This is a genomic window from Serratia sp. LACPHL-BACT-2024-00286, from assembly GCF_043109535.1.
Lineage (GTDB): Bacteria > Pseudomonadota > Gammaproteobacteria > Enterobacterales > Enterobacteriaceae > Serratia > Serratia sarumanii.
The window spans coordinates 548,551-573,669 of record NZ_JBICNA010000002.1 but is presented as its reverse complement, the minus strand read 5'-3'; the positions used below and the strand labels follow the sequence as shown (position 1 = coordinate 573,669).

The window sequence follows — 25,119 nt, the reverse complement described above, 5'->3', positions numbered from 1 at the left end:
AAGCAATGAAAACCAAACATGCAGTGACATTAATTGCCGGCGGCCTGGCGGGCCTGCTGGTTGCCCAGCAGACGAGCGCGGCCATCGCGCTGGATCGTACCCGTGTGATTTTCAATGGCGACGACAAGTCGGTGAGCATGAGCATCAGCAACGAGAACAAGCAACTGCCTTACCTGGCGCAGGGCTGGATTGAAGATGCCGACGGTAAAAAAATCAGCAGTCCGTTGACGGTGCTGCCGCCGGTGCAGCGGCTGGAGCCGGGTGCCAAAAGCCAGGTGAAGGTGCAGGGGTTGCCGGCGGCCAATACGTTGCCGCAGGACCGGGAAACCCTGTTCTACTTCAACCTGCGTGAAATTCCGCCGAAGAGTGACAAGCCCAACACGCTGCAGCTGGCGCTGCAAACGCGCATCAAGCTGTTCTACCGGCCGAAGGCGATTGCGGTAACCAACCCGGAATCGGTCGCACCTTGGCAGGAAAAGCTGACGCTGACCAAGCAGGGCGATGGCTATCAGGTGAATAACCCGACGCCGTATTACGTGACGCTGGTTGACGCCAGCAGCAAAAAAGGCGGCGCCAGCGCGCCGGGCTTCGAGCCGCTGATGGTGCCCCCCAAGGGCAGTGCGTCGCTGAAGGTAGCCGCGTCTGCGCTGGGCAACGCACCGGTGCTGACCTATGTCAACGACTACGGCGGTCGCCCGCAACTGACGTTTAGCTGTAACGGCGCGAGCTGCCAGGCGGTGGCAGGCAGCAAATAAGGTTCACGAAACTCACAGGTGGGGAAGCGATGCGAACAAGAACCCGGCGATGGAACGGCGGTTATTACCGTCATGAGTGGTTGTATGCCCTGGTGATTACGCTGGCGGCGCTGATGGTGCCGCTGTGCCTGACGGTGATGCTGTGGCTGCTGCCCTCGACGCGGGCGGCGGACAACTGGCAGGTGGACGGCGCCCATGGCGTACTGCATGTGCGCGGTGAGCTGACCGAAAGCGCTTGCCGGCTGGAGATGGCCTCCGCGTACCAGGCGGTCTCACTGGGGAATACCGCCACGGCGCAGCTGGCGCAGGCCGGTGACCGCGGCGTGCCGGTGAACGTGCAACTGCACCTGCGCGACTGCCTGCGCACCGCGTCGAACAACCGCGATGTGCGTACCGGCAACCGGGTGTGGAGTGCCCAGCAGCCGGCGGTGTCGGTCAGTTTTATCGCCCCGGCGGATGCTGACAACCCGGCACTGGTGAAGGTGCGCGGCGCTGCCGGGCTGGGGCTGCGCATCGCTGACGAACGCGGCAAAGACGTTCGCCTCGGCAGCCGCGGTGCGCCGCTAGCGCTGGCGGTGGGGCAACAGGCGCTGAACTATACCGTGACGCCGGAACGCACCCGTGCGCCCTTGCTGCCTGGCGCCTATGCGGCGGTGGTGGATTTTCAGCTCAGCTATGACTAGGGGAAGCAGCATGACGGCAACGTTCAGACGGTACTGGCTCGGCTGCGGAGTGGCGGCGTTACTGTTGCCTGGCCTGCTGGTGCAGGCGGCGACGACCATCAAAGTGACGGTGACCATCGTCGCCCAACCGCCCTGCGTGATTAACAACAACAACCTGATTGAAGTGAATTTCGGCAATGACGTCATGACCACCCGTATCGACGGCAGCTACAAGAAACAGCCGGTGGTGTATTCGGTGGAGTGCAAAAATGCGCCGAACAACGCGATGAAACTGCAAATCCAGGGCAACAGCGCCGGCTTTGACAGTGAGGTGCTGAAAACCAACAAGGACGGCCTGGGGGTGGCCCTGCTGCGCAATGGCAATCGGCAGCCCATCAACAGTTGGATTAACTTTACCTACCCGACGAAGCCGACGCTGGAAGCGGTGCCGGTGAAACGGGCCGGGGCGACCCTGCGCGGCGGCAAGTTTTCTGCCGGGGCAACCATGAAGGTGGAATACCAGTGAAAGGAGGGGAGGCAATGGCGCGCTATGGCTGCATTTTGCTGCTGATGGCCCTCGGTGGCCCGGCGACGGCGGCGGACAACATGCGGTTCTCCGGCGTCCTTATCGAACCGCCGCCGTGCACCATCAACGACGGCGGTGAGGTGGATGTCGACTTCGGCAACCGTGTGGGGGTCAGCAAGGTGGACGGCGTTAACTACCAGCAACCGGTGAACTACCGGATTAGCTGCACCCCGGGAGCCGGGGCCTGGAACATGACGCTGGAAGTGGTCGGTACGGCGGCGGATTACGATACGGCGGCCGTGGCGAGCAACATGGATGACCTGGCGGTTCGCCTGCTGCAAAACGGCAAGCGGTTCATCCTCAATCAGCCAATTCCTGTCAGGCTGAACGCGCCGCCGACGCTTAAGGCGGTGCCGGTGAAACGGCCGGGTGCCACGCTGAAGGAAGGGGCGTTTGAAGCGACGGCGACCCTGCTGGCGGTGTACCAATGAGGCGGAGAACGGCCATGATGAACAAGAAGGGCTGGTGTGCAGCGGCGCTGTTACTGCTGTGCAGTGTGCCGGCCGGCGCGGCGGAGAATATGCGGCTGCACGGTGCGCTGGTCGCGGAACCCTGTGTGATACCGCCGGGAGACGAGACGGTGGTGCTGGATTTTGACACGGTGATTGACAAGTACCTGTACCTGAACACCCGTACTCCCGGGCAGACGTTTGAGCTGCGCCTGGCGCAGTGCGACCTGAGCCTGGGCAAAACGGTGAGGGTGACCTTCAGCGGCGCGGAAAGTGCGGGACTGCCGGGACTGCTGGCACTGAACGGCGCCAGCCAGGCGAGTGGCATCGCCATCGGGATGGAAACCCCGCAGGGCGAGCCGTTGCCGATTAACCAGCAGGGTAAGGCACAGACGCTGGTGAGCGGTGCCAACACACTGACGGCGCGGGCCTATGTGCAGGGTGAGCCGGAAGCGCTGAAGCACAAATCCATCGAGCGCGGGCCGTTCAGTGCGGTGGCAACGTTTAGCCTGGAGTATGAATAACCGCGGGACGGCATGGCAAGCCGCCTGGCGCTGGCTGTGCCAATGTCGTCGCCATGCGCCGCCCAATGCGGATATCTGGCATCTGCGCTTTCACTGGGCGCAGCAAGAGAAGCAACTCTGGCAGCAACTGCAAAACGGGCGTTACCGACTGGCGCCGATGCAGGTATTGCGGGGGTGGTGGCCGCAGTTGGGTGCAGTGGTGCGCGCAGGATGCACTGATATTGAAGTGGACCGCGCTGCTGCCAAAACCGGCTCGTTGCCTGCATTTGCGCGGGCATGGCGGTAGCGGAAGTCCGGGAAGCTCTGGCCGGTGGAGTATACACCTTTGTCTACCGAACGGATATTCGCGGCTATTACCGACACATCCGTAAACAGCAGGTGATTAATCAACTGAAATGGCAGGTGGCCGACCCGGTGCTGTTCGATATGATGCAGCAATACGTGCATTACTGCGCCGAGGAGGGCGGTGAGTTTTATACCCCGCTCAGAGGCATCTACCGGATAGATAAAATACTGAGACATGACTCATGTGAAACATTTCCTTTATGTTGTGGTGCTAGTACTCCGGCGTAACGTATAGGGAAGCTGAGTCAACAGTAAGAACCGTGAAGTGTGGCGGCTGCACCAAATGTGCACCATTTTTCGTGAGGGTTTTAAACAACCCTCAATGTGTTTCCATCGTATATGCGAAATTCCCTCGATACAGAGATAATACTATGATTCATACCATGTCCACAGCGTTTCGGCTTTTTGCTTGTCGCTGCTTATTACCATGTGCATTTTTAATTATTCTGGGAGTTACGACTCCGTCACACGCTATGATGTGTATCAAAGATGGAGGGGGGAGCAACTGGGAAGCGGAAGATATCGGGGTGTTAGCTATCCCAGCAGATTTGCCGGTAGGCACGGTCCTGTGGACTTCTAGTACCCGAACCCGATCGGTAACATGTGATCCTGAGCTCAGTCCGGTTGGAGAGTTTGTTCATTTTTATGGTAACCCCCGAGATAAGAACATAATGAACGGCGTTGGTATGGGGATTATTTATAATGGAAGGGACTTGGGGGTTGTTTCGTCTGGACATAAGATAGCGACGGATGTGTGGGTGGCTCCAAGACAACCAAAGCGTGCGACGTATAAATTTCAAGTGTATTTAAAAAAAACAGGAAATATTTCAGGGAGTAGTGCTAGTGAAATTGCTGTATTTCAGCTTGATGGCAAGCAAGGGCTGAATGGAGGTGAGGGGAGTAATTATCGGTATATCTTGACAGGGCTTAATAATATCAAGGTAACCCATTGTTCAGTATCGATTGTTGCTCCTATGGAGCTGGATTTTGGCAGTATTTCCCCTTTGAATACTGGTGTGGTTGCGAGCCGGGACTTTAGTGTGACAGCGACTAAAAATTCGGCATGTACTGCAAATGATAAACTGGGGGTTAAGTTGGTTCTTTCACCAGTGTCGGGTGACTTATTTGATAATGATACTACTTTGGGTTTAGGGGGGGAGGTTTATTTTGGTTTAAGTGAAGGCGGTCGTAAAGTGAAATTTAACGAGCCAATTTCATTTTGGGATAACATCCAGAGTGGGAGGCAAAAAACTGTTGTTTTCAAGGGTGATATCTCGGTGAAAGATAAATTCAAACTTGGTCGTGTTAGTACGTCAATAGTTTTGAATGTAAATTATATATAATTTAAGTAGGTGTTCTTATTTCAGAGGTAATGGGGAAAAGGAAGAGGAGGGGCTACATTGGTATTTTGAGGGCTGAATTATGAAATTTCGAGGGTTTATTTCTGCTTGACGTTTGCGTTGGCGGCGTTTGTGCTGCCGTGCTTCCATCTCTCTGCGCTGAGGGGGGAACGCTGGCGACGTCGTGCTTCGGCGGTGGTACTGATGCTGCTGCCGATGGTGTTGGTGTGGTTACAATTACGCACCGGTTGGCTGGCTGGCGTTTTGGTGTTAGGCGTAGTTCTTCTGTACTTTACCCGTCGTCATCCGCGGGATGTAACGATTGCTTCAGTACTGATTGTAGGCGGTGTCATCGCCGCTGTCATGTTGCTGTGGTTGGGTAGCGATATGTGCTACGCCAGCCACGGCGGCTCCAATCAGGCACGCTACTCGATGCTGAGTTCTACGTTGGCGATGATAGCCGAGAAACCGCTGCTTGGTTGGGGGAACGGTGGCTTCGAATAAAGCTTTCAGCATTTTCGCCTGGCGCAAGGTTTATCTACTCACGGCGTGGGGATTACCCGACATCCGCATAACGAGCTGTTGCTGTGGTGGGGGGGGAGGGCGGGATTGTTGCTCTGCTGGGTATGTTGTTACTGGTGTGGGCGGGGCTGAAATTAGTTGCGCGCGCCTACTGGCGCGACAAACGGGCTTTCGCCTGCGGCAAAGCCACTTCCGGAGAAGCGTTGGGGCTGTGTATAGCTCTGTTGCCGATAGTGTTGCACTGCCAGACGTAATACCCTTTCTACCTTTCTACGCTGCATTGGTTGGTGTTTTTGATGCTGCTGGAGATGCTCGATCGTATGGTCAGCCCACGTTTAGGCAAAGGTGGAACGCTGAAACGATGGAAGTACCTAATGCTGTTGATGTCGCAGTCGGGCATGGCCGTTGCGGCTGCGGGATTGTACTGCGGTCAGATACTCACCCAAGCGGAGCGTACTGAGTTGCAGGAGATGTGACACGTAGAGGCGATGCCGGCGTGGTTAAGCTGGACACGGGCTGAAAGGGGGAAGTTTGATCGGCAACTGGCCACGCTGATGACCTTCAATCTTTCACAGGAAGAGCAGTTGTTAGAGAGCTATGTGAAGTGGACTCAAACGTATTTGAATCATCGTATAGACAGAACGTTTATGCGAATCTGCTGGTTATCTTGTACCGGCAGCAACAATTCGTGCGTGCGGACGAATTGAGACGCGAGGCGGCGCTATTATTTCCCTTTGACAGGCGTTTTGAGCGGCGTGGTTTCTAACCGGTGGGGGAATAAACATCATTCCACATTTCAGCATTGTATTTTACTGATTAGTGTATTAATCGATATGAAAAAGATTATTTTGATCAGTCAATGTCAGTTTACGTGCCTGGCGTTAAAGACTGTTTTTGAGAATAAGATAGGCTATACAATTGAGTATCTCAGCTCTGGTTATGAAATTGATAAAGAATGTGCCAATACAACAATTTTGATTCATGTAACAGATGAGAATTATTCCGAGTGGTTGGTGTTAATGAGAAGTCGGCAATTTTTCTGGTTAAGAAAAGCTATATTCATTACGCAGAAGCGCCTGGCGACACTCATGAATTATTTATCAATAAAAACACTGCGATTTATTGATGAGCGCGCAAGCGTTCAGGCATTTGAACGAGAAGTTGTCGAGGGGAGTGGGGGGGGGGCTGATATAGAAAAAGGCGAGCTGTTATCACAAGCTGAATATACCGTGCTGCGGTTCGCAGCATCAGGAATGAGTTTAACGGCAATCGCTTTCAGAACCCGAAAAAGTATCAAAACAATCAGCAGTCAAAAGATCAGTGGTTTGAGAAAAATGGGATTAGAGAATACGCCTCACTCACTGTTTAATCTGTTTAATTTATTTTACTGATAATTTAATTGTGAGCAATGGCTGCATACGAGGAATCTCGCGTCATTTTAATATGAGAGAGGTTACTATTATGTTAAGACATCAATGGGTGGCACAAAAACGCACGACTTGGTATTGCACTATATTGTTCATGCCGGAGTGGTGTATTCACCGGACGTGTTTATACAAGAAGTGCGCGAAATGGAGGGGGTATTTAGCCGTATTTTACTCGCGAAACAGGAGGGTAAACTTAAGTCTTAGCGTGGGGGACTGGAGCGTTTCTCATTGGTGGATGTGTGCGACGTTCGTCGGCGGTGTTTTTCAGCGTTAAAAATCGATGTTGAAGCGCTTATAGCGTCAGGTAAAAATTATAACGACATCTGCCCCCAAACCGGCTCGGATCTGGGCTGTGCACCCTAATGTGAACAGCGAAGTGCAGTGATAGGATAGCTATTAACGTGACAATGCATTGAAATTAAAATGTAAATTAAGAGGTGTGAACAGGTGTACAGTTTTCCCGGAAATCTTTTTTGCGACGATGGCTGGCGCGCTCCGCCGTTTGCAATCTAAACAGCGGTTTCATCCTGTGCTTGCTGTGTATATTTATAGGTGTAGAGGTTACATGTGTTTCATTAAATTCTTTTAAAATCATAGTTGTAGTTAGTTAATTTAGTTCCTATTATCGGCACCATACTCTCTTCCTACCACATCCTTGATTATCCCTAAACGCTTTGAATTACAATGAATCGATTGGTTTGTTGTCCGGTAAAAACCGGCGCGCGCGTACTTCTGTTCGGTCTTGAATTTTCGGCTAGCTTTCACTGCCATGGCTGAGAGTTCGTTTGAACAAACTGATTACGCTAGTACGTATTGCTATTTTGACGGGACGTAAGAAACGCCATCGCTACCGCACCAAGAAGTAATAAGCCACTCAAGCCAAAAGTACTTCGCCATCCCAGGCTGTCAAACATCATGCCACCTGCCGTTGAACCAAGGGCAATCGAGAGCTGAATCACCGCAACCATCAGGCCGCCTCCGGCTTCCGCATCCTCGGGCAGCGTGCGTGTAATCCATGTCCACCATCCCGTTGGCGCGGCGGTTGCCAGCATGCCCCAGAGGCCTAACAGCAACGAGACAGCCCAAACGTGATGCCCGGCAAGAATCAGGGCGATGGCAATGACAGCCATCAGCCCAGGAATGGCCATCAGCGTTAGATAGAATTTCCTATTGAGGAATGCCGGGACAACCAGCGTGCCAATAAAACCGGCTACACCGATAACCAGTAAAATTAACGACAAGCCAGAGAAATCAACCCGCGTCACCAATTCCAGAAACGGACGCACATAGGTAAATAACGCAAACTGCCCCATAAAGAACAGGCCACAAGCCAGCATGCCAATGGAGACAACAGGGCGACTGAGCAGGCGCAATACGGATCCGCGTGACGCAGGGTTATTATTGCCGTTCATACCCGGCAGACTCACGCACTGCCAGATAAAGGCAGCGGCCGCGACGGGGACCAGGCACAAGAAAGCGCCTCGCCATCCGATGGTCGCTCCAAGATAGCTACCCAGCGGCGCTGCCACTACCGTCGCCAGCGCATTGCCGGCGTTGAAAATAGCCAGCGCACGCGTAACCTGATGCTGTGGCACCAGACGAATTGCCGTTGCCGCAGACATCGACCAGAATCCACCGATCGCAATACCTATCATCGCGCGGCCTGCCATATACATCAGATAGTTGGAAGCCAGTGCGATAACGAGCCCCGACACGGCCATCAGAATCGTCATCCCCAGCAGTAAGTACTTGCGATTCACATTTCCAGCCAACGTCGAAAGCGTCAGGCTGGTCAGGACGGCCAGCGCGCCGGAGATGGCAATTCCCTGTCCCGCCAGCCCCTCCGTCACGTCTAAATCACGGGCAATCGGCGTAAGCAGGCTGACGGGCATAAATTCCGATGCAATCAGCACAAAGACGCACAGGGTCATGGCAAAAATGCCGCTCCAGTAAGCGGGCTGATTATTCGGTGATGGTGTTTGGCTAAGTGCAGACATAGTCAGATTTCACGGAAGTCAGAATAAAAGCCACCCGCGTAGACAGGCGGCTTTTAATGTTGTCAGTAGAGGGGCTATTTCAGATTGGCTTTGAAAAATTGTTCGAACTTAGCGAAAGGTATTTTACCGGCCGCATTGTCGTACAGGTCCACATGATTTGCACCGGGGACAATCACCAGCTCTTTTTCTTTACTGCCGACCGCCTTATAAGCATCTTCGGCAAAATAGCGTGAATGGGCTTTTTCACCGGTCACGATAAGCGTCGGGATAGTAATTTCGCTGGCGTAGCTCAGCAGCGGCATATTCATAAACGACAGGGGCATCGTTGCCGTCCACGCCCCGGTCGAGTTAACGGAGCGTTCGTGGAAACCGCGCGGCATGCGGTAGTAATCAAAGAACTCCTTCAGCACCGGATGCGGATCGGCCGGCAGGGTTTCTGGCAGAATGCGCTCACCCGCGCTGACCTTGCCATTGCTGTCGACGTTAATATCATGGCCACCTCGTGCGAACGTTCCGCTTTCCGCATCCTTCCAGCGTTGTTCATTCAGATACTGCAGAACGGCACGACGGTCGGCGGTCGAATAACGGTCTTTGCCATCACCTACGCCATGGCCCATCGCCCGGCTCATGTCGTACATCACGCTGGTGGCCACCGCTTTGACGCGGGTATCCATCGCGGCGTCGTTTAACGCCATGCCGCCCCAGCCGCAAATGCCGAGCAGCCCAATACGGTTGCGATCCACCTCTTTTTGCAGCCCCAAGAAATCTACCGCCGCGCTGAAATCTTCCGTGTTGATATCCGGCGAGGCGACGTTACGCGGATAGCCGCCGCTTTCCCCCGTATAAGAAGGGTCGAACGCCAGGGTAACAAATCCCTGTTCCGCCAGCGTTTGCGCATACAGGCCGCTGGATTGCTCCTTCACCGCGCCAAAAGGCCCGCTGACGGCAATCGCCGCCAGCTTGCGATCGCCACGATCTTTGGGGAGATAAAGGTCGCCCACTAAGGTGATCCCATATCGATTCTGAAACGAGACCTTACGATGATCGACTTTCTGGCTCTCGGCGAACGTCTTGTCCCATTTATCGATCATCGAAACAGGAGCATTCGGATTGACTGAATCAGCATAACTCATTGTCGTGACTCCACTTAATGATGCGAATAACAGCATGGCAGGCATTGCGGTTTTTAGCGTGCGGGTGAAGGCTTTCATAAAAATCCCCATGAAAAACAAGATAGAGAGACAGGTTTCCTACGGACAACGCTGCTGTGCTTTGTTTTGATGGGCTCATTATAGTGAGCAGAATTAATGCTGATTAGAGGGAGATAATTGCTAAGATTAATACCATATTGTTATAAATTAATGTTGAGACTGGCGTCATTCTTGGGGGAGTAAATCAATGGCAAAAAGGGAGAACTACAACGAGCTCTACCTGTTTATGCAGGTGGTACGGGAAGGCAGTTTTACCGCTGCGGCTCACAGGCTTGGCCTGGCTCAATCGGGGATAAGCCGTTCTGTTCGCGAGCTTGAAGAAAGGTTAGGTGTCCAGCTACTGGTGCGCACCACGCGTAAGCTATCGCTGACGCAAGCGGGTGAGCAGCTCTATCAGAAAACGGAGTCCGGATTTGATACCTTAGATCTTGGGCTTGCGACACTGGCGCATTATCGTGAGACCCCTTCCGGCACGGTCCGCATCAATGCCAGCCAGCACGCGATTGATAAATGCCTGCTGCCAAAGCTTGCGGTATTTAAACAGCGCTATCCTGATATCAGGCTCGAACTCATGAATGAGAGCCGGTTTGTCGATATTATCGAGGAAAGATTCGATGCAGGCGTCCGTCTTGGGCCTGAAGTAGGCCAGGGTATGGTCGCGGTGCGCATTACGCCCGATATGGAGATGGCGATTGTGGGGACTCCTGAACATTTTCGTCGTTACGGTTTTCCACAAAATCCTGCAGATTTAAAGACACATCCCTGTATCGCCTATCAGCTTGCCGACGGCAGCCTATACCAGTGGGAACTCCATCAGGATGATAAAAAAATCACTCATCGGCCGGAAGGGCAATGGGCCTTATCTGACAGCTATATGGAGGCAGAAGCCGCTCGGCTGGGCCTGGGGCTGGCCTATGTTCCTGTCGAGTTGGTTGCCGATGATTTAGAGCGTGGGGTGCTAATCAGGGTATTACAGCGTTACAGCCTGCGAATGGAAGGGTTATTTCTTTATTATCCCCATCGCAATGTATCCCCCGCCCTAAGAATGGTCATTGAGACATTGAAAATTTGAGAGTTGCGATGGCCGCTCCTGCACTGTGCAGGATGGACGGCAAAGCCGCTTGTATAAAGCAGACTTAGTTGACATCAAAATGAATGATGGAAATGAGGTAAACCGATTGGCGAAATACAACGCCGTATGAAGGACGATGCGTCGGGCGATAGGGGCGATCAATATGTAATGGCTGAGCGGCCTGGCCTATTAGATGCTCACTTGCCACACCGGCTTTGACGCCATTGGTTCAAATAGGCGAACCCTGGTGTACGGTAGGGTGATGGCTGTTAATCGGATAATTAATTGAATTAAATACTAAATTCCGATTGCCAACAGAGAGTGCAATTTTCCTGTCACTCTTTTTTGCAGCGGATTAAATATGGCGCTGTTAATAACTTATGCCTCAGGGATAGTACGGAGGGATAGCGCATAGTCAAATCAATGCGATCTCCCATTTGTCTACCGTTTCGCCGGTTAAACAACCGTTTAATTAATTACTGTTATAATTACTCCCGTTGAGCCTTGCAGGAGTGAATGTTTTTCTCCGTAAGCATTGCGATGCGGCGCTCTCTGGAGCGGCATCCGTTTTTTGGACATGCCGGTGGTTCGGTGAGAAGTAAGGAGAAGTGTACTATGAGCAGAAAAGACAAGCTCGCGGGGGCCCTGCTGGCCATCTTCCTGGGTGGGCTGGGCATTCACAAGTTTTACTTAGGGATGAAGTGGTGGGGGCTGTTCTACCTGCTGTTCTGCTGGACGGGGATCCCGGCGATTGTCGGCTTTATCGAAGGCATTATTTATCTGTTCCAATCGGAAGAGAAGTTCAACCAGAAATATAATCCTGGTCTGATTTAATGCTTTGCTGACGGCGCTTCCTGTTAAGGGAAGCGCCGTTTTTCATTCTGTTATTGTTTCTTCATCATCTTGCCGCGCATCTCTTCGCTCATCATTTTATTCGAGCTGGAGATCACGCAGTTATATTGCTTGCCTTGGTTAATGACCATAAAGGTGCTGACCGGATTTTTAAAATCCTTGTCGATGGTGAAATAAATATAAGCCTGCGGCAATGCGGCCGGTTTAAAGGCGCCGAAGGCATACACATCCGCCAGGCCCAGCGCGGAGAGATCGACCGTCAGTTCCATCGGCTGTTTGTCGTTTGGCGATGGGAACATCGATTTAGCCGACATCATCATGGTGCTGCTGTTGATGGTGTAATCGGTTTTGACCTTCATGCCCATATATTTCGATTCCGGCATGGAAAGTTCTTTTTTGCAGGCTGCGTCGTGCTGCGGCGCCGGGCTGCCGTTTTCCATCACGGCGTGCACGTGTTCCAGCGTCACTTCCGCGTTGCCGGTGGTAGGCTGCGCATCGGCCGCGTAAGCCGCGCCGCTGAAGGCGGCCACAGAGGTAAGGATAATGCCTGTAACGATTTTCATTGTCGCTCTCCGGAATGCTAATAATGATATTAATTGCGGTGTGTAGCCTATTGGCCTGATAAAACGCAAAGTTACTCGTTCCGTGAAGATCAAATATCCTCGGAATTTTTATAGTAAATAGTGTTTCACCCACGCGGTGCGCGAGGTTGGTTTAATTATCTTGAGGGCCTTGCTCTTCTGTCTTTCAGTATGTTTACCTGCATATAAAGAGTATGTCTAAACATAGTCAATGTTTAGAATATGCACAAATTATTGCGGTTTTTTCCCGTTTTAATCCTTTGCCTTTTAATACGGGTTTAAATATTGTATTGAGATACAGAGAGTTATCTTTTCTACGTTAAAATCACTCAGTGAAGCGTTATTTATGTGATCTTCATGGTCACAGAAATAACGCTGAAATTATTGCCTTTCTATTTAACGGCTAATTATTCATGGCATAGGCTTCAACCCTGCTAACCGCCTGCGCTAGAATCAGGCGGTTTGCTCTTGAAAAAGGATATCGCCATGGCCGCCTGGGCCTTTTTGATCGTCGGTTGGCTGTTGATTTGGCGGGATTACCCGATTTTCGGCGCGTTGTGCATCGCGCTGTTCGCCGTGCTGCAATGGGCGAAATACGCCGCAAAAGGCGCGCAAGACCCCGAAGAGGCCGCAGAGTGGCGCAAGACCGACTGGCGTTCGCAGCCGATTGAAATGACGCACGCCGGCGACAGTGACCGGCAGATTGGCGGCGTGGGGGAGCTGGGCATGGGCGGCCCCAGTTTTTGGACGCTGCTGCTGCGCGACGGAGCGATTGTGCATGGCGCCTGTGCGGCGCCGCAGGACGTGGACGGCGGCAGGTTGCGCCTGATCCCGACCCGCAGCCGCGAGGGCGAAGGGCTGACGGTGTACGAGCCTGCCGCCCGGGCGATGTACGCGCTGCCTGCGCTGACCGATCGTGAGCTGGAAGCAGTGGCCGGCGGTTCCGCCGAGGCGCTGGCGCGGCTGCGGGCGAGCTGTCGGCAGGCGGCGGCCACGCCGCTGCGTCAGGTGCGCGGTCTGTGGGTGCCGCAGTGGGCAGAGGATCCGGCGGATCGTCTGGAGATCGCCTTGCCCAGTGGCCGCGCGCTGGCGGCGCGCTCGACGTTACCGGCGGATTTGCGCCATGCGGACGATCCTGCCGCGCTGCTGCACGCGCCGCCTTATGAGCTGTTGCTGGATAACCGGCCGACCGATCGCTTGGTGTGCGATCTCGAACGCGTGGCGGAATCGCCGACGGGCGACGGCTTGAGCGTCGGCGGCTGCCAGTTCCGCGGCGAGCATATCGTCGACGGTCTGTACCATCTGTACTTCGCCGGCGAGTGGTTCAGCCTGCTCTCCTACGCGCACAAACCGGCGGGCGGGCGCGGTTCGGACACCACCTTTTTTGTCGAGCGGGTCGAGCCGCAAGACGGCGGCGTATTCGTGATTGAATGGGATGCCTACAGCGTGGGGCCCGACGGGCGTGCGCCGCGCGTAGCGGCGCCGCCGGTATTGGTTATCGCGGTAAGCTGGCAGGACGCGCCGCTGCGGCTGCCCACGGCCAATAACCGCGTGACCGTGCGCTTGCCCAACGCCATGGCGTAAGGCTTAAGGCAGCACCCTGACTTCGCCGTTGTGCAAGGTCAGCACGGCGATCGGGCTGCCGGGGAAGCACACCCTAAAGATCCAGTCGCTGGGCCGAAACGCCGCCGCAGGCAGCCCGGCCTGCCACTCTTCCCACTGCGGGGCCGGCTTATCCGGCGGTAAAGAGAAAGAGACCAGCCAACCCGCTTCGCAGCGCACCCTTTGGCCGCTCGGGCGGGTGAAGGTGTGCGCGCTCGCCAGCTCCATTACCGGCGGTAAAACCTCGAAGGCAATGATCGGCACGCCGGCCACGCTCTGCGGCCGAGGAAAACGCACGGCGGTCACGCCGTCCATCGTGATGGGGCTGTCTTCGGTGCCGGGCAGGCGCGGCTCCTGCCGGTTTACCCAGCTGCCTTTCGTCAGCGTGATTTCACCGAACGGTTTGGCTTCGTCGAGCGTCAGGTAGCTGCGCCGATTCCAGCGTTCTTCCGCCCGCTGGCTCTTGAGATCCTGGATGGCGATGTCGATCAGCATCAGCACGAACGCCACCGGGTAGATCGCCAGCGCCGAGGCCAGCAGATAGCCGCCCCAGGAAAGCGGCGGACGTGGGCGGCCGCAGCGGGCAGAAGCGTAGCGCCAGCCCCACCAGGCGAGCAGGATGCCGGCGAGCAGCAGCGCCAACAACAGCGCCACCAGCCCTGCAACGCCGGCGCCATAACCTAACAGCATGGCAAGTTCCTCATGTTCACGGCGTGGTGGAACGGTAGCGAACGAAGTAGGGCAGCGCCGGGGGCTCCCCGTCATCGCCATAGTGGCTTTCCGGTTCGATCACGGTTTGGCGTGCGTCGTCGCGCCCGTTGTAGCGGTACTCCAACGGCTGGCGGTAGCGCACGTCGGATGAGCGCAGATCGAAAATCAGCGAAAGGCGCGCATCGCCGTTATCCGTTTGGGTGACCAGCTTGTCGTTGCCTGCCCACAGCTGATACAGCGATTTATCGCCGGTCTCCAGCAGCACCTTCAACTGCCCGTCGGATTGATAACGCAGGAGCTGATACAGCCCTCTTTCCAGCGTCTGTGCGATCAGGTAGATGCCGCCATCCGGGGCCTGCGCGCTTTCCGTCACGCGCACCGTGAGCCAATGCGGTTCGGCCACCTCGCCGGTTTTGCCGTTAACGGCGATGTGCAAGGCGCCGGAGCCGAGCACCGGATTCATCCAGAACAGCACGCGATCGCCGTCAACGGCGGTAAAGATCTCGGGTATGGATTTGCGCTTGCCGGAGGCGTAAGCCGTCGGTGAGTCCTCCTCGCCGCGCTCAAAACCCAGCAGCTGTCGCGCTTCCAACAGCGCCGGCAGATCCAGCGTTTGCCGCCAATGGGCGCCAAAGTCCGGGCTGTAGAATACGCCTTCGGTGCTGATGAGATACAGCGCGCGTTTACCCGGCAGCGCCACCAGTTTGCCGCCGATAAAGGAAGGCCGGTTGTCGTCGCCCTCCGGCCAGGGGATCAGCGCCCCGATGGTGCCCTGTTTCACATCGACCAGCCGGCGCCCCTTGGACAGAAAAAGCACGCACTCCTGCCCGCCGCAAACCGCATCGTGGATAGACTCGTCGAGTTCCCCCAGCATCTGCAATCCCTGCGGGCCGCTGAACAACACCTGGCTGAGATAGTCGGCCGCCCAGCCGTAAAAGCTATTGTAGGCCCCGCGCTCACTCCTTTTGCTGATGAGCAGCAGGGCGCCGTCCTGCGCCGGGTAGCTGTGGATGAGATCGTAATGGGCTATCGTCGGCAATGCTTCGTCGCTCTGGATCCATTGCCACTGCGCATAGCGTTGTTCAGGGGCGAGGAAATAGACACCCAGCGCGCTGGCCAAAAACAGCGTCAGGATAATAAGGGGTCTTTTATAAAGCGCTAACGTCATCATTTCAGCTCCGTCACCTGTTCCTGCCGCCATAGCCTGCGGCGCAGATTGCGCAGGTATTTGAACGTTTTAAACGTGCGGTGCTGGTCAAAAGAGTAAAGGCGGCAGATCTGGGCGAAGCCCTCGATCAACAGCGCCAGGCCGCTGACCATCAGCATCATTAAGAGAAGAATCGGTGGCAATTCGCTGCCGAGACGCTGCAGGGTCCAGGCATCCAGGTAAAAGCCCGCCGGGGTATCGGCGTTATCCGCCACCGCCAGGCCGAGCACAAAGCACGTCACGATCGCGCCGAGAATGAAGACAACGCGCGCGCACAGGTTAAGGCCGGATTCGGTGAAGTAGCGGCGGCCGCCGATGAGGTAGGTCTGGCGATCGCGGTGGTTGATGATCCCACGCACCGTAGGCAACTCGGGGACGGTGTCGTTCTCGCAATACAGCACCTGCAGCGGATCGCCTTTGGCGATGAAAAGCGGATGTTGCCGACGAAATACCGGATGCAGTTTGGTATTGGGGACGTTGAGCGCACGGGTCGTCAACGCGAAGTGCGTCTCCTTCTGGCGCCACGCATAGGTGTCCAAATACTGCACCTGCCGCGGGATCTCATAGTGGCGGAGTTCGTAGCTCAGGGCGTTGACCGTCTCGATGCCGGAGGTCTCGACGCCGTCGGGGAGGGGGACGTCGGTTTGCTGCGCTGCGGGCACTGACGTGGCGTCTGCACTGACGGCCCGGTATTTGATGCCGGGGATTTTCAGGCTGAGCGATCCGGGCGGCGTGACGTCTTGCCCCTGCAGCACGCGATCCAGCGCCTTGAGCAGGCGCCTGCGGCCGCGATGCCCGATCAGCAGCAGCTCCGAACCGACGAACAGCACCATGCCGATGCCGACAAGGCCGGCGATTACGGCGATAAAGAACAGAACGATGGTCAGCCAGGAATCTTCCCCGTCCATGATGAAAAAGGCTGCCGGAAAACCGCCGGCCAGCGCCGCGCCCAGCACCAGCAGGGCGAAGTATTTCAGCTTGTATTTCAGCGTTCTGTCGGGCTCCAGCCGGCCTTTTGTCTCGTGCAGCAGCCAGTGCAGCCAGTAGCTGCCGTCCTGCAGGCGATGGGCGCCGATCTTCACCCGATCGCCGGCGGCGAGCGTGGCCAGCAGATTTTCGCTGTCGCTGAAGTCGTCACGGTAAAAAAAGAACGTTTGGCCGGCGGCGATGATCCTCACCAGATTGTCCGGCGCCGTCTGTTGGCAGGCACATTGTTCGACGGTCACATTAAAAAATTGGGTTTGCATGTCATTCCCTGTCGGCGGGCGTGGCCCGAAAATTCATCCCTGGCGCCAAATTATTCAGCGCTTTTTCATCAACGGCAGCATGCGCACCAGCGCATTGTCCTTGACGATGTAGTGGTGAAACAGCGCGGCGGCGGCATGCAGGCCGATCAGCCAGTAGCCGAATGACGCCAGCGTTTTGTGCCAGCCGATAATCATCCGCGCCTGCGGCCGATCGGCCACGTCGGCGAACGGCATCGGCAGGCCGAACAGATACCACTCCTTGCCGCCCAGATAGCGCGAATACACCCCCAGCACCGGCAGCGTCAACAGCAGCAGGTAAATCAGGGTGTGCGTCAGGTGCGCCAGGCCGGTTTGCCACTTCGGCGGTTTGGGCGCGATGGCGGGCGAAGGGTGGCGCCAACGCAGGAACAGGCGGGCGATCATCAGCGCGAACACCGTTACGCCGCAGCTGAAGTGGGTGACAACCAGCACGTACCAGGGGGCGCTGCCCGGTTCGGCAAAGCCGCGCAGCTCGATGGTGACGCAGGTGATGACCAGCAGGATAGCCACCAGCCAGTGCAGGCGAATTTGCCACGGCATGTAGGTGTTCTGCACCGGGTTGCCTTTTGATGTTAAAGGGTCTGTGCGCCGATGGTAACGAAATGTTACAGGTGAGGAAAGCGCCCGTGTGCAGTTTAAGCAAAATGCCAGGGGTTAAACCACTTATTAAGCTATGAATTTAGTGGGTTAAGTGCCTGGCGGCAGAGGAGGCAGTTGGCATCGTAAGTTGTGAAGCTAATGGACGATAGATTCAGAGGCTGGCAGCTTAATAAGTGGCGAAGCAAATAGCGCCGCAGCCCTCGCGGCGGCGCCCGGGATCAGTTCAATTTGGCCTTGGCGAAATCGCTGCCGTTCACGTCCACCACATAGCCGCTCAGGTTGCTGCGGGTGGCGTAGAACACTTTGCCGGTGGCCAGCGGCAGCCACGGCGCCTGTTTGGCGAAGATCACCTGCGCCTGTTGATACAGCTTGGCGCGCGCCTGTGGCTGGTTCTCCAGAATCGCCTGCTGGATCAGCCGGTCGTAATCCTTATCGCACCAGCGCGCCACGTTGGCGCCGCTCTGCACCCCGGCGCAGCCGAGCAGGGTGGCGAAGTTGTCCGGATCGCCGTTGTCCGACACCCAGCCGTACAGCGCGCTCTGCTGTTCGCCTTTGCGCAACCCGGCCAGATACTGGCCCCACTCCCAGGTGACGATCTTGGCTTTCACGCCCACCTTCGCCCAGTCGCTCTGGATCATCTCGGCGATGCGCTTCGAGTTCGGGTTGTAGGGGCGCTGCACCGGCATCGACCAGATGTCGGTCTCAAAGCCCTGCTCCAGCCCGGCCTGCTTCAGCAGCTCGCGCGCCTTCTGCGGATCGTAGGCGTATTCCGGCAGTTGATCGTTGTAGCCCAGCATGCCCGGCGGCAGCAGTGAGTTGGCCGGCGTGCCGCTGTCTTTGAACACCGCGGCGACGATCGCTTTCTTGTCCACCGCGTAGCTCAGCGCCTGGCGCACCAGCAGGTTGTCGAACGGTTTTTTCTGGGTGTTGAACGCCAGATAGCCGACGTTCAGCCCGGTGATGTCGTGCAGCTGCAGGTTGCCGTCGGCCTTGATGGCGGCGAACTGTTCCGGCAGCGGCGCGGGGATGATCTGGCATTCGTTGGTTTTCAGTTTGGCCAGCCGGGTTTGCGGATCCGGCGTAATCGAGAAGATCAGATGCTTGCTGGCCACTTCGCCCTGCCAGTAGTGCGGGTTGGCGATGTAGCGGATCAGCGAATCCTGTTTGTACTGCTGCAGCGCGAACGGCCCGGTGCCGATCGGCCAGTTGTCGACGTATTCCAGCGTGCCTTTTTTCAGCATCGCGTCGGCGTATTCGGCGGACAGGATCGAGGCGAAATCCATCGCCCAGTCGGCGACGAAGGCGGCGTTGGGCTGGCTCAGCGTGAAGCGCACGTGATGCTCGTCCACCGCCTCCACCTTGGCGATCAGCTTGTCCAGGCCCATGTCGGTGAAGTATTCATAGTTGCCGCCGGAGACCTTGTGATACGGGTTAGCGGGATCCTTCTGCCGCATCACGGTGAACACCACGTCTTCGGCGTTGAAATCGCGCGTTGGGGTGAAGTATTTGTTGCTGTTGAATTTCACGCCCTGGCGCAGGGTAAAGGTGTAGGTCTTGCCGTCCGGGCTGACGCTCCACTCGGTGGCCAGCGAAGGGGCGGGGGTTTTATCGCTTTCGCGCAGCGTCACCAAGCGGTTGTACAGCACCTGCGAGGTGGCGATAAAGGTCGGCCCGGAGCTGGCGAGCTGCGGGTTGAACGATTCCGGCGAGGCGACGGTGCAGTACACCAGCGCATCGGAAGCGGCCAGCGCGCCGCCCGCCGACAACAGGCCGCAGCCAGCCAGCACCAATCCGGCGATAGGGTGTTTTAAAAACGTCAAGGCAAGATCCTCAGGTGGGGGGGGCCGTTAGCGGCGAATTGATTTAACTATAGATAACGGATGGCGCGACGGGTAACAAGCACCTCAGCTGCGCATTCTGTGCGCCCCGCGTTGCCAGGCAAACCGCTTTAATCGGCCGCGCGCTTGCGGTCTGCATCATAGCGCTCGCGGGCGGCGTCCAACTCGGGGAAATGGTATTCCGCCCACCTGTCGAGTGCCGTCAGCGTCTCGACCAGCGAGCAGGCGACGGCGCTGAGCCGGTATTCCACATGCGCCTGATTCCTTTCACTTAAATCCAAGCGTTCGAGCAGCCCGTTGCGTTCCAACTGGCGCAGCGTTTGCGTCAGCACCTTCTGTGAAATGCCGTCGATGCGGCGCAGCAGTTCGCCGTTGCGCATCGGCCGCTGCGCCAGCGCGGGCAGGATCAGCATCACCCACTTGCCGGAAATCAGCGCCAGCGCATCGCGCGCGGAGCATTTACTCGAATAGACGTCGCCGGGATAGGCCATGGGGGGTTACCTTCAGGTGCGTAATTGCCAAGGGTGCGATAAAGCCACAGCATAGCAGCACCACCTTACAGCGGGAGACACAGGATGAACGTGCTGATTGTGCTGGCTCACCCCGAGCCGCATTCTTTCAATGCCCATTTGGCCGAACAGGCGCGGCAGGCCTGGCTGGCGCAGGGGCACCAGGTGAAGACGGTCGATCTGTATCAGGAGGGGTTTGATCCGCGTGAAGGCGCAGACCATTACCCCAGCAGAAAGCAGGCGGACAGATTTGATGCGATGCAGGAGCAGCGCCATCACTGGACGACTCAGGCGCTGCCGGCGGAGATCCGGCGGCATATCGAGCTGCTGCGCTGGGCGGACACGCTGGTGCTGCAGTTCCCTTTCTGGTGGTTCGGTGCGCCGGCCATCCTCAAGGGCTGGATGGATCGGGTGTTCGTTTACGGTGGGATCTACGACAGCCGCCACCGCCATGAAAACGGCGTGATGCGCGGCAAACGGGCGCTGCTGACCGTCACCGCCGGCGCCTCCGCTCAGGCCTGCGCGCCGAACGGGCGCGACGGCGATATGCGGCTGATGCTGTGGCCGATCATGCATGCGTTGCACTATATCGGCTTTAGCGTGCTGGAGCCGTTCCTGGTTTATGGCGTGCGCGGCGGGCTGACGGGCGAGGCGCTGCAGGCGCAGAACGCCGCTTTGGCGCAGGTGACGCAGGCGTATCGGGCTGGCTTAGGCGATCTTGCCGCCTGGCCGGCGGTGCGGTTCAACCGCAATGACGATTTTGACGCCGATCTGGCGCTGAAGCCCGGTGCGCCGGTCTATAGCCCGTTCGTGCGCCACCGCGATCCGGTTTAGAAACCGGCCTTCAGCAGTTCCTCGCGCAAGTCGTCGATAATCGCCGGTTCGATGTCGGGGAACTGCTGCTGAATATCGGCGATGGCTTCGGCCACGCTCGGGCCGGCAAAGGTGCCGGAGAAGGGCAGCAGCGGCAGATTGGCGTCGCTGTCCGGCAGTTCGCCGCGGATAGTGCCGGTGATCATGCCCGCTTTTTTTTCCGCCGTGAGGTCGTACTCCCCCACGTTTTTGTCGATCGGTTTCATTGGCCGCCTCGCTGTCGGTGAGTGTTTACCCTGTTCGGTTAAAGCATAGTGTTTCAGGCAATGAATACCAATCAATGTATATAATATTAATATAAAACAATGTGATGCGTATTTTGTCGTTTGACGTTTACCGGGGGCCGGCGCTATGCTCTTGGCGCTAAAGGAACCTTCCTCACTGACAGGGACAGACGACATGAAAAGACTGAAAAGCGCGGCGCTGTTGTTGCCGCTGTTGGCGCTCAGCGCCTGCACCCACCACCTCAGCAGCGCGGAGCGGCATGCCAAGCACTACGTTTATCAAACGCGCGACGACTTCGACCCGCAATTCCGCACCGATGTGAACGGCAGCATTAAAAACGCCGTGCCGATGTTCGAACAGTTCTACCAGCAGGGGAAAAAGGATCGCGCGGCGGGCGTGGCGCGCAGCGAGGCGCAGAAAAAGGCCGATTATCTGGCCAGCCCGGAATTCCTGCAGAACATGGAACACAAAACCATTTTCATCAATCGCGCCTACAGCGGCTCCGACAATCCTAAACGCCGTCAGGTGCTGTCGCAGGAAGCGGTGGGCGCCTACTGGGACGGTTACGAAGGCCGCTGACTGAATCCCACATAAACAGAAGGTAATAAAAACTGGCCTTCTGCCGGTTATTTGATTATAAAAACCGCCGCTAAGGACGATGTTCATAATCGAAACCAGGAGTGTTTATGTTGGCAAACGTTAAGCGTTCGTTCGCCGCCGCCGTCGTATTGATGTTGGCGCTGCCCGCGGTTCAGGCCGCGGATTACCGTGCGGGCGAGCAATACACCCGGCTGGATAAGCCGGTAGCCGCCGCGCCTGCGGTGGTGGAGTTCTTCTCCTTCTACTGCGGCCCTTGCTATCAGTTCGCCGAGACCTACCGGGTAGGCAGCACCGTGGCGCAGGCGCTGCCCGCCGGTGAGAAAGTCACCAAGTATCACGTCAGCCTGATGGGCAAATTGGGCAATGAGCTGACCGAAGCCTGGGCGGTGGCGACGGTGCTGGGCGTGGAAGACAAGATTGAAGGGGCGATGTTCGACGCGGTGCAGAAACAGCGCGCCGTCAATAGCGCCGAAGATATTCAGCGGGTGTTCACGGCGGCCGGCATCGATGCCGCCACCTATGAAAACGCGCGCCACAGCCTGCTGGTCAAAGGGTTGATCGCCAAGCAGAACGAAGCGGTGAAGGCGTTCGAGGTGCGCGGCACCCCGTCGTTCTACGTAGCCGGTAAATACAAGATAGACAATGCCGGCATGGCCAGCACCAGCGTTGAAGGCTACGCCAAAGAGTACGCGGCGGTGGTGCGGCATCTGTTGGATACGCAGCCTTAAGGCGATTCCTCCTCCGGCGCCCGATGATCTGTGATCGCGGCGCCAAATCCCCGGCTCGCCATTGATTGTGTGTTAACGGATTGTTATGGTGGTTTTCTGTTCAACGGCGCAGCACCGCTGCTGTTTGAAGGGAGAGATCATGACGGCATTGGCAACGCTCCGGGACGTCGGCTTCGAAGAGTGGCTGGGCAAAATCAACACCGCCTGCGGCAGATTCTGCGCAAAAACGCTGGGGCCGGGCTTCAGCGGGGCGATGCAGGAATTCCGCGCCCATGCGCTGCGCCTGAGCGTGGTCGACGTGTCTCAAGCCCGGCTGTACCGCACGCCGCGCGAGATCGCCCGCAGCGACGGCGCGCACTTTTTTACCGTCTTCCAGCTGCGCGGCAGCGCGTTGATGGAGCAGGGCGAGAGCCAGACGGTGCTCTCTCCCGGCGACATCACGCTGATCGACGCCTCACGGCCCAGCAGCTTTACCTTCCAGCGCGATTCGCGCCAAATCTCCCTGTTGTTGCCGCGCGGCTGCCTGCCGGTGCCGCCGCCTTGCGCCCAGCGTCTCGGGGCAGAGCTCAGCGCGGTGCGCCTCAGCCGCCAGCTGGTGCTGAGCAGCATGCAGGATCCTCAACTCGCCGCGGCGGAAAGCGAGGCGGTGCTGAATGCGCTGGCGGCGCTGCTGCGCCCGGCGCTGGCGCTCGAACAGGCGCGCCCGGAGGGGCAACAGCCGGTTTTCGACAAGGCGCTGGCGTTGATCGACAGGCATATTCAGTCGCCGCAGCTGCGCCCGGAATGGGTGGCGGCCGAGTTGGGGGTGTCGCTGCGCAGCCTGTATCGGCTGTTCGCCCGTCAGGGGCTGGTGGTGGCGCAGTACATCAGGAACCGCCGGCTGGATCTGTGCGCGCAGGCGCTGCGCAGCGCCGCCGGGCAGGAGAAGCTGGCCGGAATCGGCCTCGACTGGGGTTTTGCCGATCACAGCCATTTCTCGACCGCTTTCAAGCAGCGTTTCGGCATGTCGCCGAGCGAGTACCGTCGGCAGTATCAGTAAGTCAGGGCGCGGGCCAGGCCCGCGCCGCTTCACTCAATAGCGGATGCAGACCGATTTCGACTCGGTGTAAGCGTCCAGCCAATCCGGGCCGAAATCACGGCCGCTGCCCGACTGTTTGAACCCGCCGAACGGCATGTTAGGGTCGATCAGCGTATGGGTGTTGACCCACACGGTGCCGGCCTGAATGCGCGGCGTCAGCGCCATCGCCTGCTGCAGGCTGGTGGTCCACAGGCTGGCAGTCAGCCCGAAGTCGGTGTCGTTGGCCTTGCTCAGCGCCTCTTCGGCGCTCGCCACCCGAATCAGGTTGACCACCGGACCGAACACTTCCTCGCGCGTCAGGTTCAGCCTGTCGTCCGGGTTGATCACCAGCGTCGGCGGAATGTAGAAGCCGTTGGCATCCGGCCCGGCCGCGCCGCCGATAAGCTCGGCGTTTTTCGCCCGGGCGTCGTCCAGGTAGGCCGCCACCTTGTCGCGGTGCGCGAGCGACACCAGCGGGTTGATTTGCGCGCCGGTATCCATGCCCGGCCCGACCGACAGCGATTTCACCGCCTGTTCGAAACCGGCCACCAGCTGGTCATAAATCGGCGCTTCGATATAAATCCGCGAGCTGGCGGCGCACACCTGCCCCTGATTGAGGAAGCTGCCGAGCATCAGGCCTTCGATCACCTGCTGCGGATCGGCATCTTTCAGCACGATGGCCGGGTTTTTGCCGCCCAGCTCCAGCGTCACGCGGGTCAGGCGATCCGCCGCCGCGCGCGCGATGCTTTTGCCCACCGGCGTGGAGCCGGTAAAGCTGACTTTGGCGATCAGCGGATGTTCGGTCAGCGCCTTGCCGCACACGGTGCCGCGGCCGGTGACCACGTTGAACACGCCCGGCGGCACGCCGGCTTCGCTCGCCAGTTCGGCGATGCGCAGCAGGGTGAGCGGGGTGGTTTCCGACGGCTTGATGACGATGGAGCAGCCCGCCGCCAGCGCCGGCATCACTTTCCACATGCCGATCATCAGCGGGAAGTTCCAGGGCACGATGCCGGCGACCACGCCGATCGGCTCTTTACGGGTATAAACCTGATATTTAGCGCCCGGCGGCATCGGAATGGAGACGTCCAGCGTCTGGCCGGTGATTTTGGTCGCCAGCCCGGCGGTGTAGCGCATCCAGTTCAGGGTGCTGCCGACTTCGAAAGCGCGGGCGATGTTGATGGACTTGCCCTGTTCCAGGGTTTCCAGCTGCGCCAGCTCCTCGGCGTGCTGTTCCACCAGATCGGCGAAGCGCAGCAGGATGCGTTCTCGTTCTACCGGCAGACGCTGCGCCCAGACGCCTTCGCTGAAGGCTTTGTGGGCGGACTGCACCGCCAGCGCGACGTCGTGTTCGTTGGCGTCGGCGGTGGTGGCGATCTGCTGCCCATTGGCGGGGTTATACACCGCCAGGCGGCCTTCCGCGGCGGACGCGCGCCACTGGCCGTCGATATACAGCCCATGCTGACGATCGAGAAAACGCGACACGCTATCCAGCACGGCTACGGTATTGTCAGACATACATCCTCCGATCAGGCTCATCAGGTTATCGTTAACCCTGCAAGT

28 protein-coding genes are annotated in these 25,119 nt (G+C 57.5%); 16 read left to right on the top strand and 12 right to left on the bottom strand.

The annotated features are described in order from the left end of the window. Window positions 1-5 precede the first annotated feature (5 nt). Genes ACF8MC_RS09370 through ACF8MC_RS09350 form a run of 5 tightly spaced genes read left to right on the top strand, consistent with a single transcriptional unit; the run spans window position 6 to window position 2,976 of the window. Window positions 6-755, top strand: a complete 750-nt coding sequence (locus tag ACF8MC_RS09370; RefSeq protein ID WP_033647415.1) for a fimbria/pilus periplasmic chaperone — start codon at window positions 6-8, stop codon at window positions 753-755. 29 nt (window positions 756-784) lie between these two features. Beyond that, a complete protein-coding gene (locus tag ACF8MC_RS09365) occupies window positions 785-1,438 on the top strand; it encodes a fimbrial protein (protein WP_033647414.1) in 654 nt (217 codons plus the stop codon). A 10-nt stretch (window positions 1,439-1,448) separates the two neighbouring features. Beyond that, window positions 1,449-1,943, top strand: a complete 495-nt coding sequence (locus ACF8MC_RS09360; protein ID WP_033647413.1) for a fimbrial protein — start codon at window positions 1,449-1,451, stop codon at window positions 1,941-1,943. 14 nt (window positions 1,944-1,957) lie between these two features. Further along, window positions 1,958-2,434: a fimbrial protein gene (locus tag ACF8MC_RS09355; protein WP_033647412.1), complete on the top strand. Its 477-nt coding sequence runs from the start codon at window positions 1,958-1,960 to the stop codon at window positions 2,432-2,434. A 14-nt stretch (window positions 2,435-2,448) separates the two neighbouring features. Further along, window positions 2,449-2,976 (top strand): fimbrial protein, encoded by a 528-nt coding sequence (locus ACF8MC_RS09350; RefSeq protein ID WP_080281280.1) that lies wholly within the window; start codon window positions 2,449-2,451, stop codon window positions 2,974-2,976. 141 nt (window positions 2,977-3,117) lie between these two features. On the opposite strand, the gene ACF8MC_RS09345 is transcribed toward ACF8MC_RS09350, so the two are convergent. Continuing rightward, window positions 3,118-3,498 carry a hypothetical protein gene (locus ACF8MC_RS09345; RefSeq protein ID WP_154231750.1) on the bottom strand — a complete coding sequence of 127 codons (381 nt, stop codon included), beginning with the start codon at window positions 3,496-3,498 and terminating at the stop codon, window positions 3,118-3,120. A gap of 194 nt (window positions 3,499-3,692) precedes the next feature. Here ACF8MC_RS09345 and ACF8MC_RS09340 point away from each other — a divergent pair, with 194 nt between their 5' ends. From ACF8MC_RS09340 to ACF8MC_RS09325, 4 genes are all read left to right on the top strand, one after another. Beyond that, window positions 3,693-4,664 carry a hypothetical protein gene (locus ACF8MC_RS09340; protein WP_139818294.1) on the top strand — a complete coding sequence of 324 codons (972 nt, stop codon included), beginning with the start codon at window positions 3,693-3,695 and terminating at the stop codon, window positions 4,662-4,664. Between the two features lie 201 nt (window positions 4,665-4,865). Next, window positions 4,866-5,165 carry an O-antigen ligase family protein gene (locus ACF8MC_RS09335; RefSeq protein ID WP_050438927.1) on the top strand — a complete coding sequence of 100 codons (300 nt, stop codon included), beginning with the start codon at window positions 4,866-4,868 and terminating at the stop codon, window positions 5,163-5,165. Between the two features lie 314 nt (window positions 5,166-5,479). Further along, window positions 5,480-5,659, top strand: coding sequence for a hypothetical protein (locus tag ACF8MC_RS09330; RefSeq protein WP_139818293.1), 180 nt, complete (start codon window positions 5,480-5,482; stop codon window positions 5,657-5,659). Window positions 5,660-6,016: 357 nt separating this feature from the next. Further along, the gene (locus tag ACF8MC_RS09325; RefSeq protein WP_033647409.1) at window positions 6,017-6,574 is read left to right on the top strand and encodes a LuxR C-terminal-related transcriptional regulator; all 558 of its coding nucleotides are present in this window, start codon (window positions 6,017-6,019) and stop codon (window positions 6,572-6,574) included. An 839-nt stretch (window positions 6,575-7,413) separates the two neighbouring features. Here ACF8MC_RS09325 and ACF8MC_RS09320 read toward each other — a convergent pair. Continuing rightward, on the bottom strand, window positions 7,414-8,541 hold the full coding sequence (locus ACF8MC_RS09320) for an MFS transporter (RefSeq protein ID WP_047569141.1): 1,128 nt from the start codon (window positions 8,539-8,541) through the stop codon (window positions 7,414-7,416). 140 nt (window positions 8,542-8,681) lie between these two features. Then, on the bottom strand, window positions 8,682-9,818 hold the full coding sequence (locus ACF8MC_RS09315) for an alpha/beta hydrolase (protein ID WP_033647518.1): 1,137 nt from the start codon (window positions 9,816-9,818) through the stop codon (window positions 8,682-8,684). A 187-nt stretch (window positions 9,819-10,005) separates the two neighbouring features. Between ACF8MC_RS09315 and ACF8MC_RS09310 the strand changes: the two genes are divergently transcribed. Next, the gene (locus ACF8MC_RS09310; RefSeq protein ID WP_033647407.1) at window positions 10,006-10,890 is read left to right on the top strand and encodes a LysR family transcriptional regulator; all 885 of its coding nucleotides are present in this window, start codon (window positions 10,006-10,008) and stop codon (window positions 10,888-10,890) included. A 615-nt stretch (window positions 10,891-11,505) separates the two neighbouring features. Continuing rightward, the gene (locus ACF8MC_RS09305; RefSeq protein ID WP_164105072.1) at window positions 11,506-11,724 is read left to right on the top strand and encodes a TM2 domain-containing protein; all 219 of its coding nucleotides are present in this window, start codon (window positions 11,506-11,508) and stop codon (window positions 11,722-11,724) included. Between the two features lie 50 nt (window positions 11,725-11,774). Here the strand turns inward: ACF8MC_RS09305 and ACF8MC_RS09300 are convergent, their stop codons facing one another. After that, on the bottom strand, window positions 11,775-12,305 hold the full coding sequence (locus ACF8MC_RS09300; RefSeq protein WP_039567038.1) for a hypothetical protein: 531 nt from the start codon (window positions 12,303-12,305) through the stop codon (window positions 11,775-11,777). Window positions 12,306-12,791: 486 nt separating this feature from the next. Between ACF8MC_RS09300 and ACF8MC_RS09295 the strand changes: the two genes are divergently transcribed. Further along, the gene (locus tag ACF8MC_RS09295) at window positions 12,792-13,907 is read left to right on the top strand and encodes a hypothetical protein (RefSeq protein WP_239506346.1); all 1,116 of its coding nucleotides are present in this window, start codon (window positions 12,792-12,794) and stop codon (window positions 13,905-13,907) included. 3 nt (window positions 13,908-13,910) lie between these two features. Here the strand turns inward: ACF8MC_RS09295 and ACF8MC_RS09290 are convergent, their stop codons facing one another. The 6 genes from ACF8MC_RS09290 to ACF8MC_RS09265 form a co-directional block, all read right to left on the bottom strand. Next, window positions 13,911-14,615, bottom strand: coding sequence for a hypothetical protein (locus tag ACF8MC_RS09290; RefSeq protein WP_164105071.1), 705 nt, complete (start codon window positions 14,613-14,615; stop codon window positions 13,911-13,913). A 16-nt stretch (window positions 14,616-14,631) separates the two neighbouring features. Next, window positions 14,632-15,807 carry a hypothetical protein gene (locus ACF8MC_RS09285; RefSeq protein WP_164105070.1) on the bottom strand — a complete coding sequence of 392 codons (1,176 nt, stop codon included), beginning with the start codon at window positions 15,805-15,807 and terminating at the stop codon, window positions 14,632-14,634. Beyond that, window positions 15,804-17,090 carry a hypothetical protein gene (locus ACF8MC_RS09280; RefSeq protein ID WP_164105069.1) on the bottom strand — a complete coding sequence of 429 codons (1,287 nt, stop codon included), beginning with the start codon at window positions 17,088-17,090 and terminating at the stop codon, window positions 15,804-15,806. Before ACF8MC_RS09280 ends, ACF8MC_RS09285 begins: the two co-directional genes overlap by 4 nt. Window positions 17,091-17,144: 54 nt before the next feature. Beyond that, complete coding sequence (gene cybB / locus ACF8MC_RS09275) at window positions 17,145-17,669, bottom strand: cytochrome b561 (protein WP_079656961.1); 525 nt, start codon at window positions 17,667-17,669, stop codon at window positions 17,145-17,147. Window positions 17,670-17,947: 278 nt separating this feature from the next. Then, window positions 17,948-19,549, bottom strand: coding sequence for an ABC transporter substrate-binding protein (locus tag ACF8MC_RS09270; RefSeq protein WP_164105068.1), 1,602 nt, complete (start codon window positions 19,547-19,549; stop codon window positions 17,948-17,950). Window positions 19,550-19,677: 128 nt separating this feature from the next. After that, complete coding sequence (locus ACF8MC_RS09265; RefSeq protein WP_047569126.1) at window positions 19,678-20,058, bottom strand: helix-turn-helix domain-containing protein; 381 nt, start codon at window positions 20,056-20,058, stop codon at window positions 19,678-19,680. A gap of 84 nt (window positions 20,059-20,142) precedes the next feature. Here ACF8MC_RS09265 and ACF8MC_RS09260 point away from each other — a divergent pair, with 84 nt between their 5' ends. Beyond that, window positions 20,143-20,910 (top strand): NAD(P)H-dependent oxidoreductase, encoded by a 768-nt coding sequence (locus ACF8MC_RS09260; RefSeq protein ID WP_060456773.1) that lies wholly within the window; start codon window positions 20,143-20,145, stop codon window positions 20,908-20,910. Here the strand turns inward: ACF8MC_RS09260 and ACF8MC_RS09255 are convergent. After that, window positions 20,907-21,155, bottom strand: coding sequence for a hypothetical protein (locus ACF8MC_RS09255; RefSeq protein ID WP_019454278.1), 249 nt, complete (start codon window positions 21,153-21,155; stop codon window positions 20,907-20,909). The two genes, ACF8MC_RS09260 and ACF8MC_RS09255, sit on opposite strands and share 4 nt — an antisense overlap. 193 nt (window positions 21,156-21,348) lie before the next feature. Between ACF8MC_RS09255 and ACF8MC_RS09250 the strand changes: the two genes are divergently transcribed. From ACF8MC_RS09250 to feaR, 3 genes are all read left to right on the top strand, one after another. Next, window positions 21,349-21,753, top strand: a complete 405-nt coding sequence (locus ACF8MC_RS09250; RefSeq protein ID WP_049196454.1) for an Exc2 family lipoprotein — start codon at window positions 21,349-21,351, stop codon at window positions 21,751-21,753. Between the two features lie 107 nt (window positions 21,754-21,860). Beyond that, a complete protein-coding gene (locus ACF8MC_RS09245; protein WP_041033539.1) occupies window positions 21,861-22,502 on the top strand; it encodes a DsbA family protein in 642 nt (213 codons plus the stop codon). A gap of 139 nt (window positions 22,503-22,641) precedes the next feature. Continuing rightward, window positions 22,642-23,541 (top strand): transcriptional regulator FeaR, encoded by a 900-nt coding sequence (gene feaR / locus ACF8MC_RS09240; RefSeq protein ID WP_060429514.1) that lies wholly within the window; start codon window positions 22,642-22,644, stop codon window positions 23,539-23,541. A 33-nt stretch (window positions 23,542-23,574) separates the two neighbouring features. On the opposite strand, the gene ACF8MC_RS09235 is transcribed toward feaR, so the two are convergent. Then, window positions 23,575-25,074 (bottom strand): aldehyde dehydrogenase family protein, encoded by a 1,500-nt coding sequence (locus tag ACF8MC_RS09235; RefSeq protein WP_033653317.1) that lies wholly within the window; start codon window positions 25,072-25,074, stop codon window positions 23,575-23,577. Window positions 25,075-25,119 lie beyond the last annotated feature (45 nt).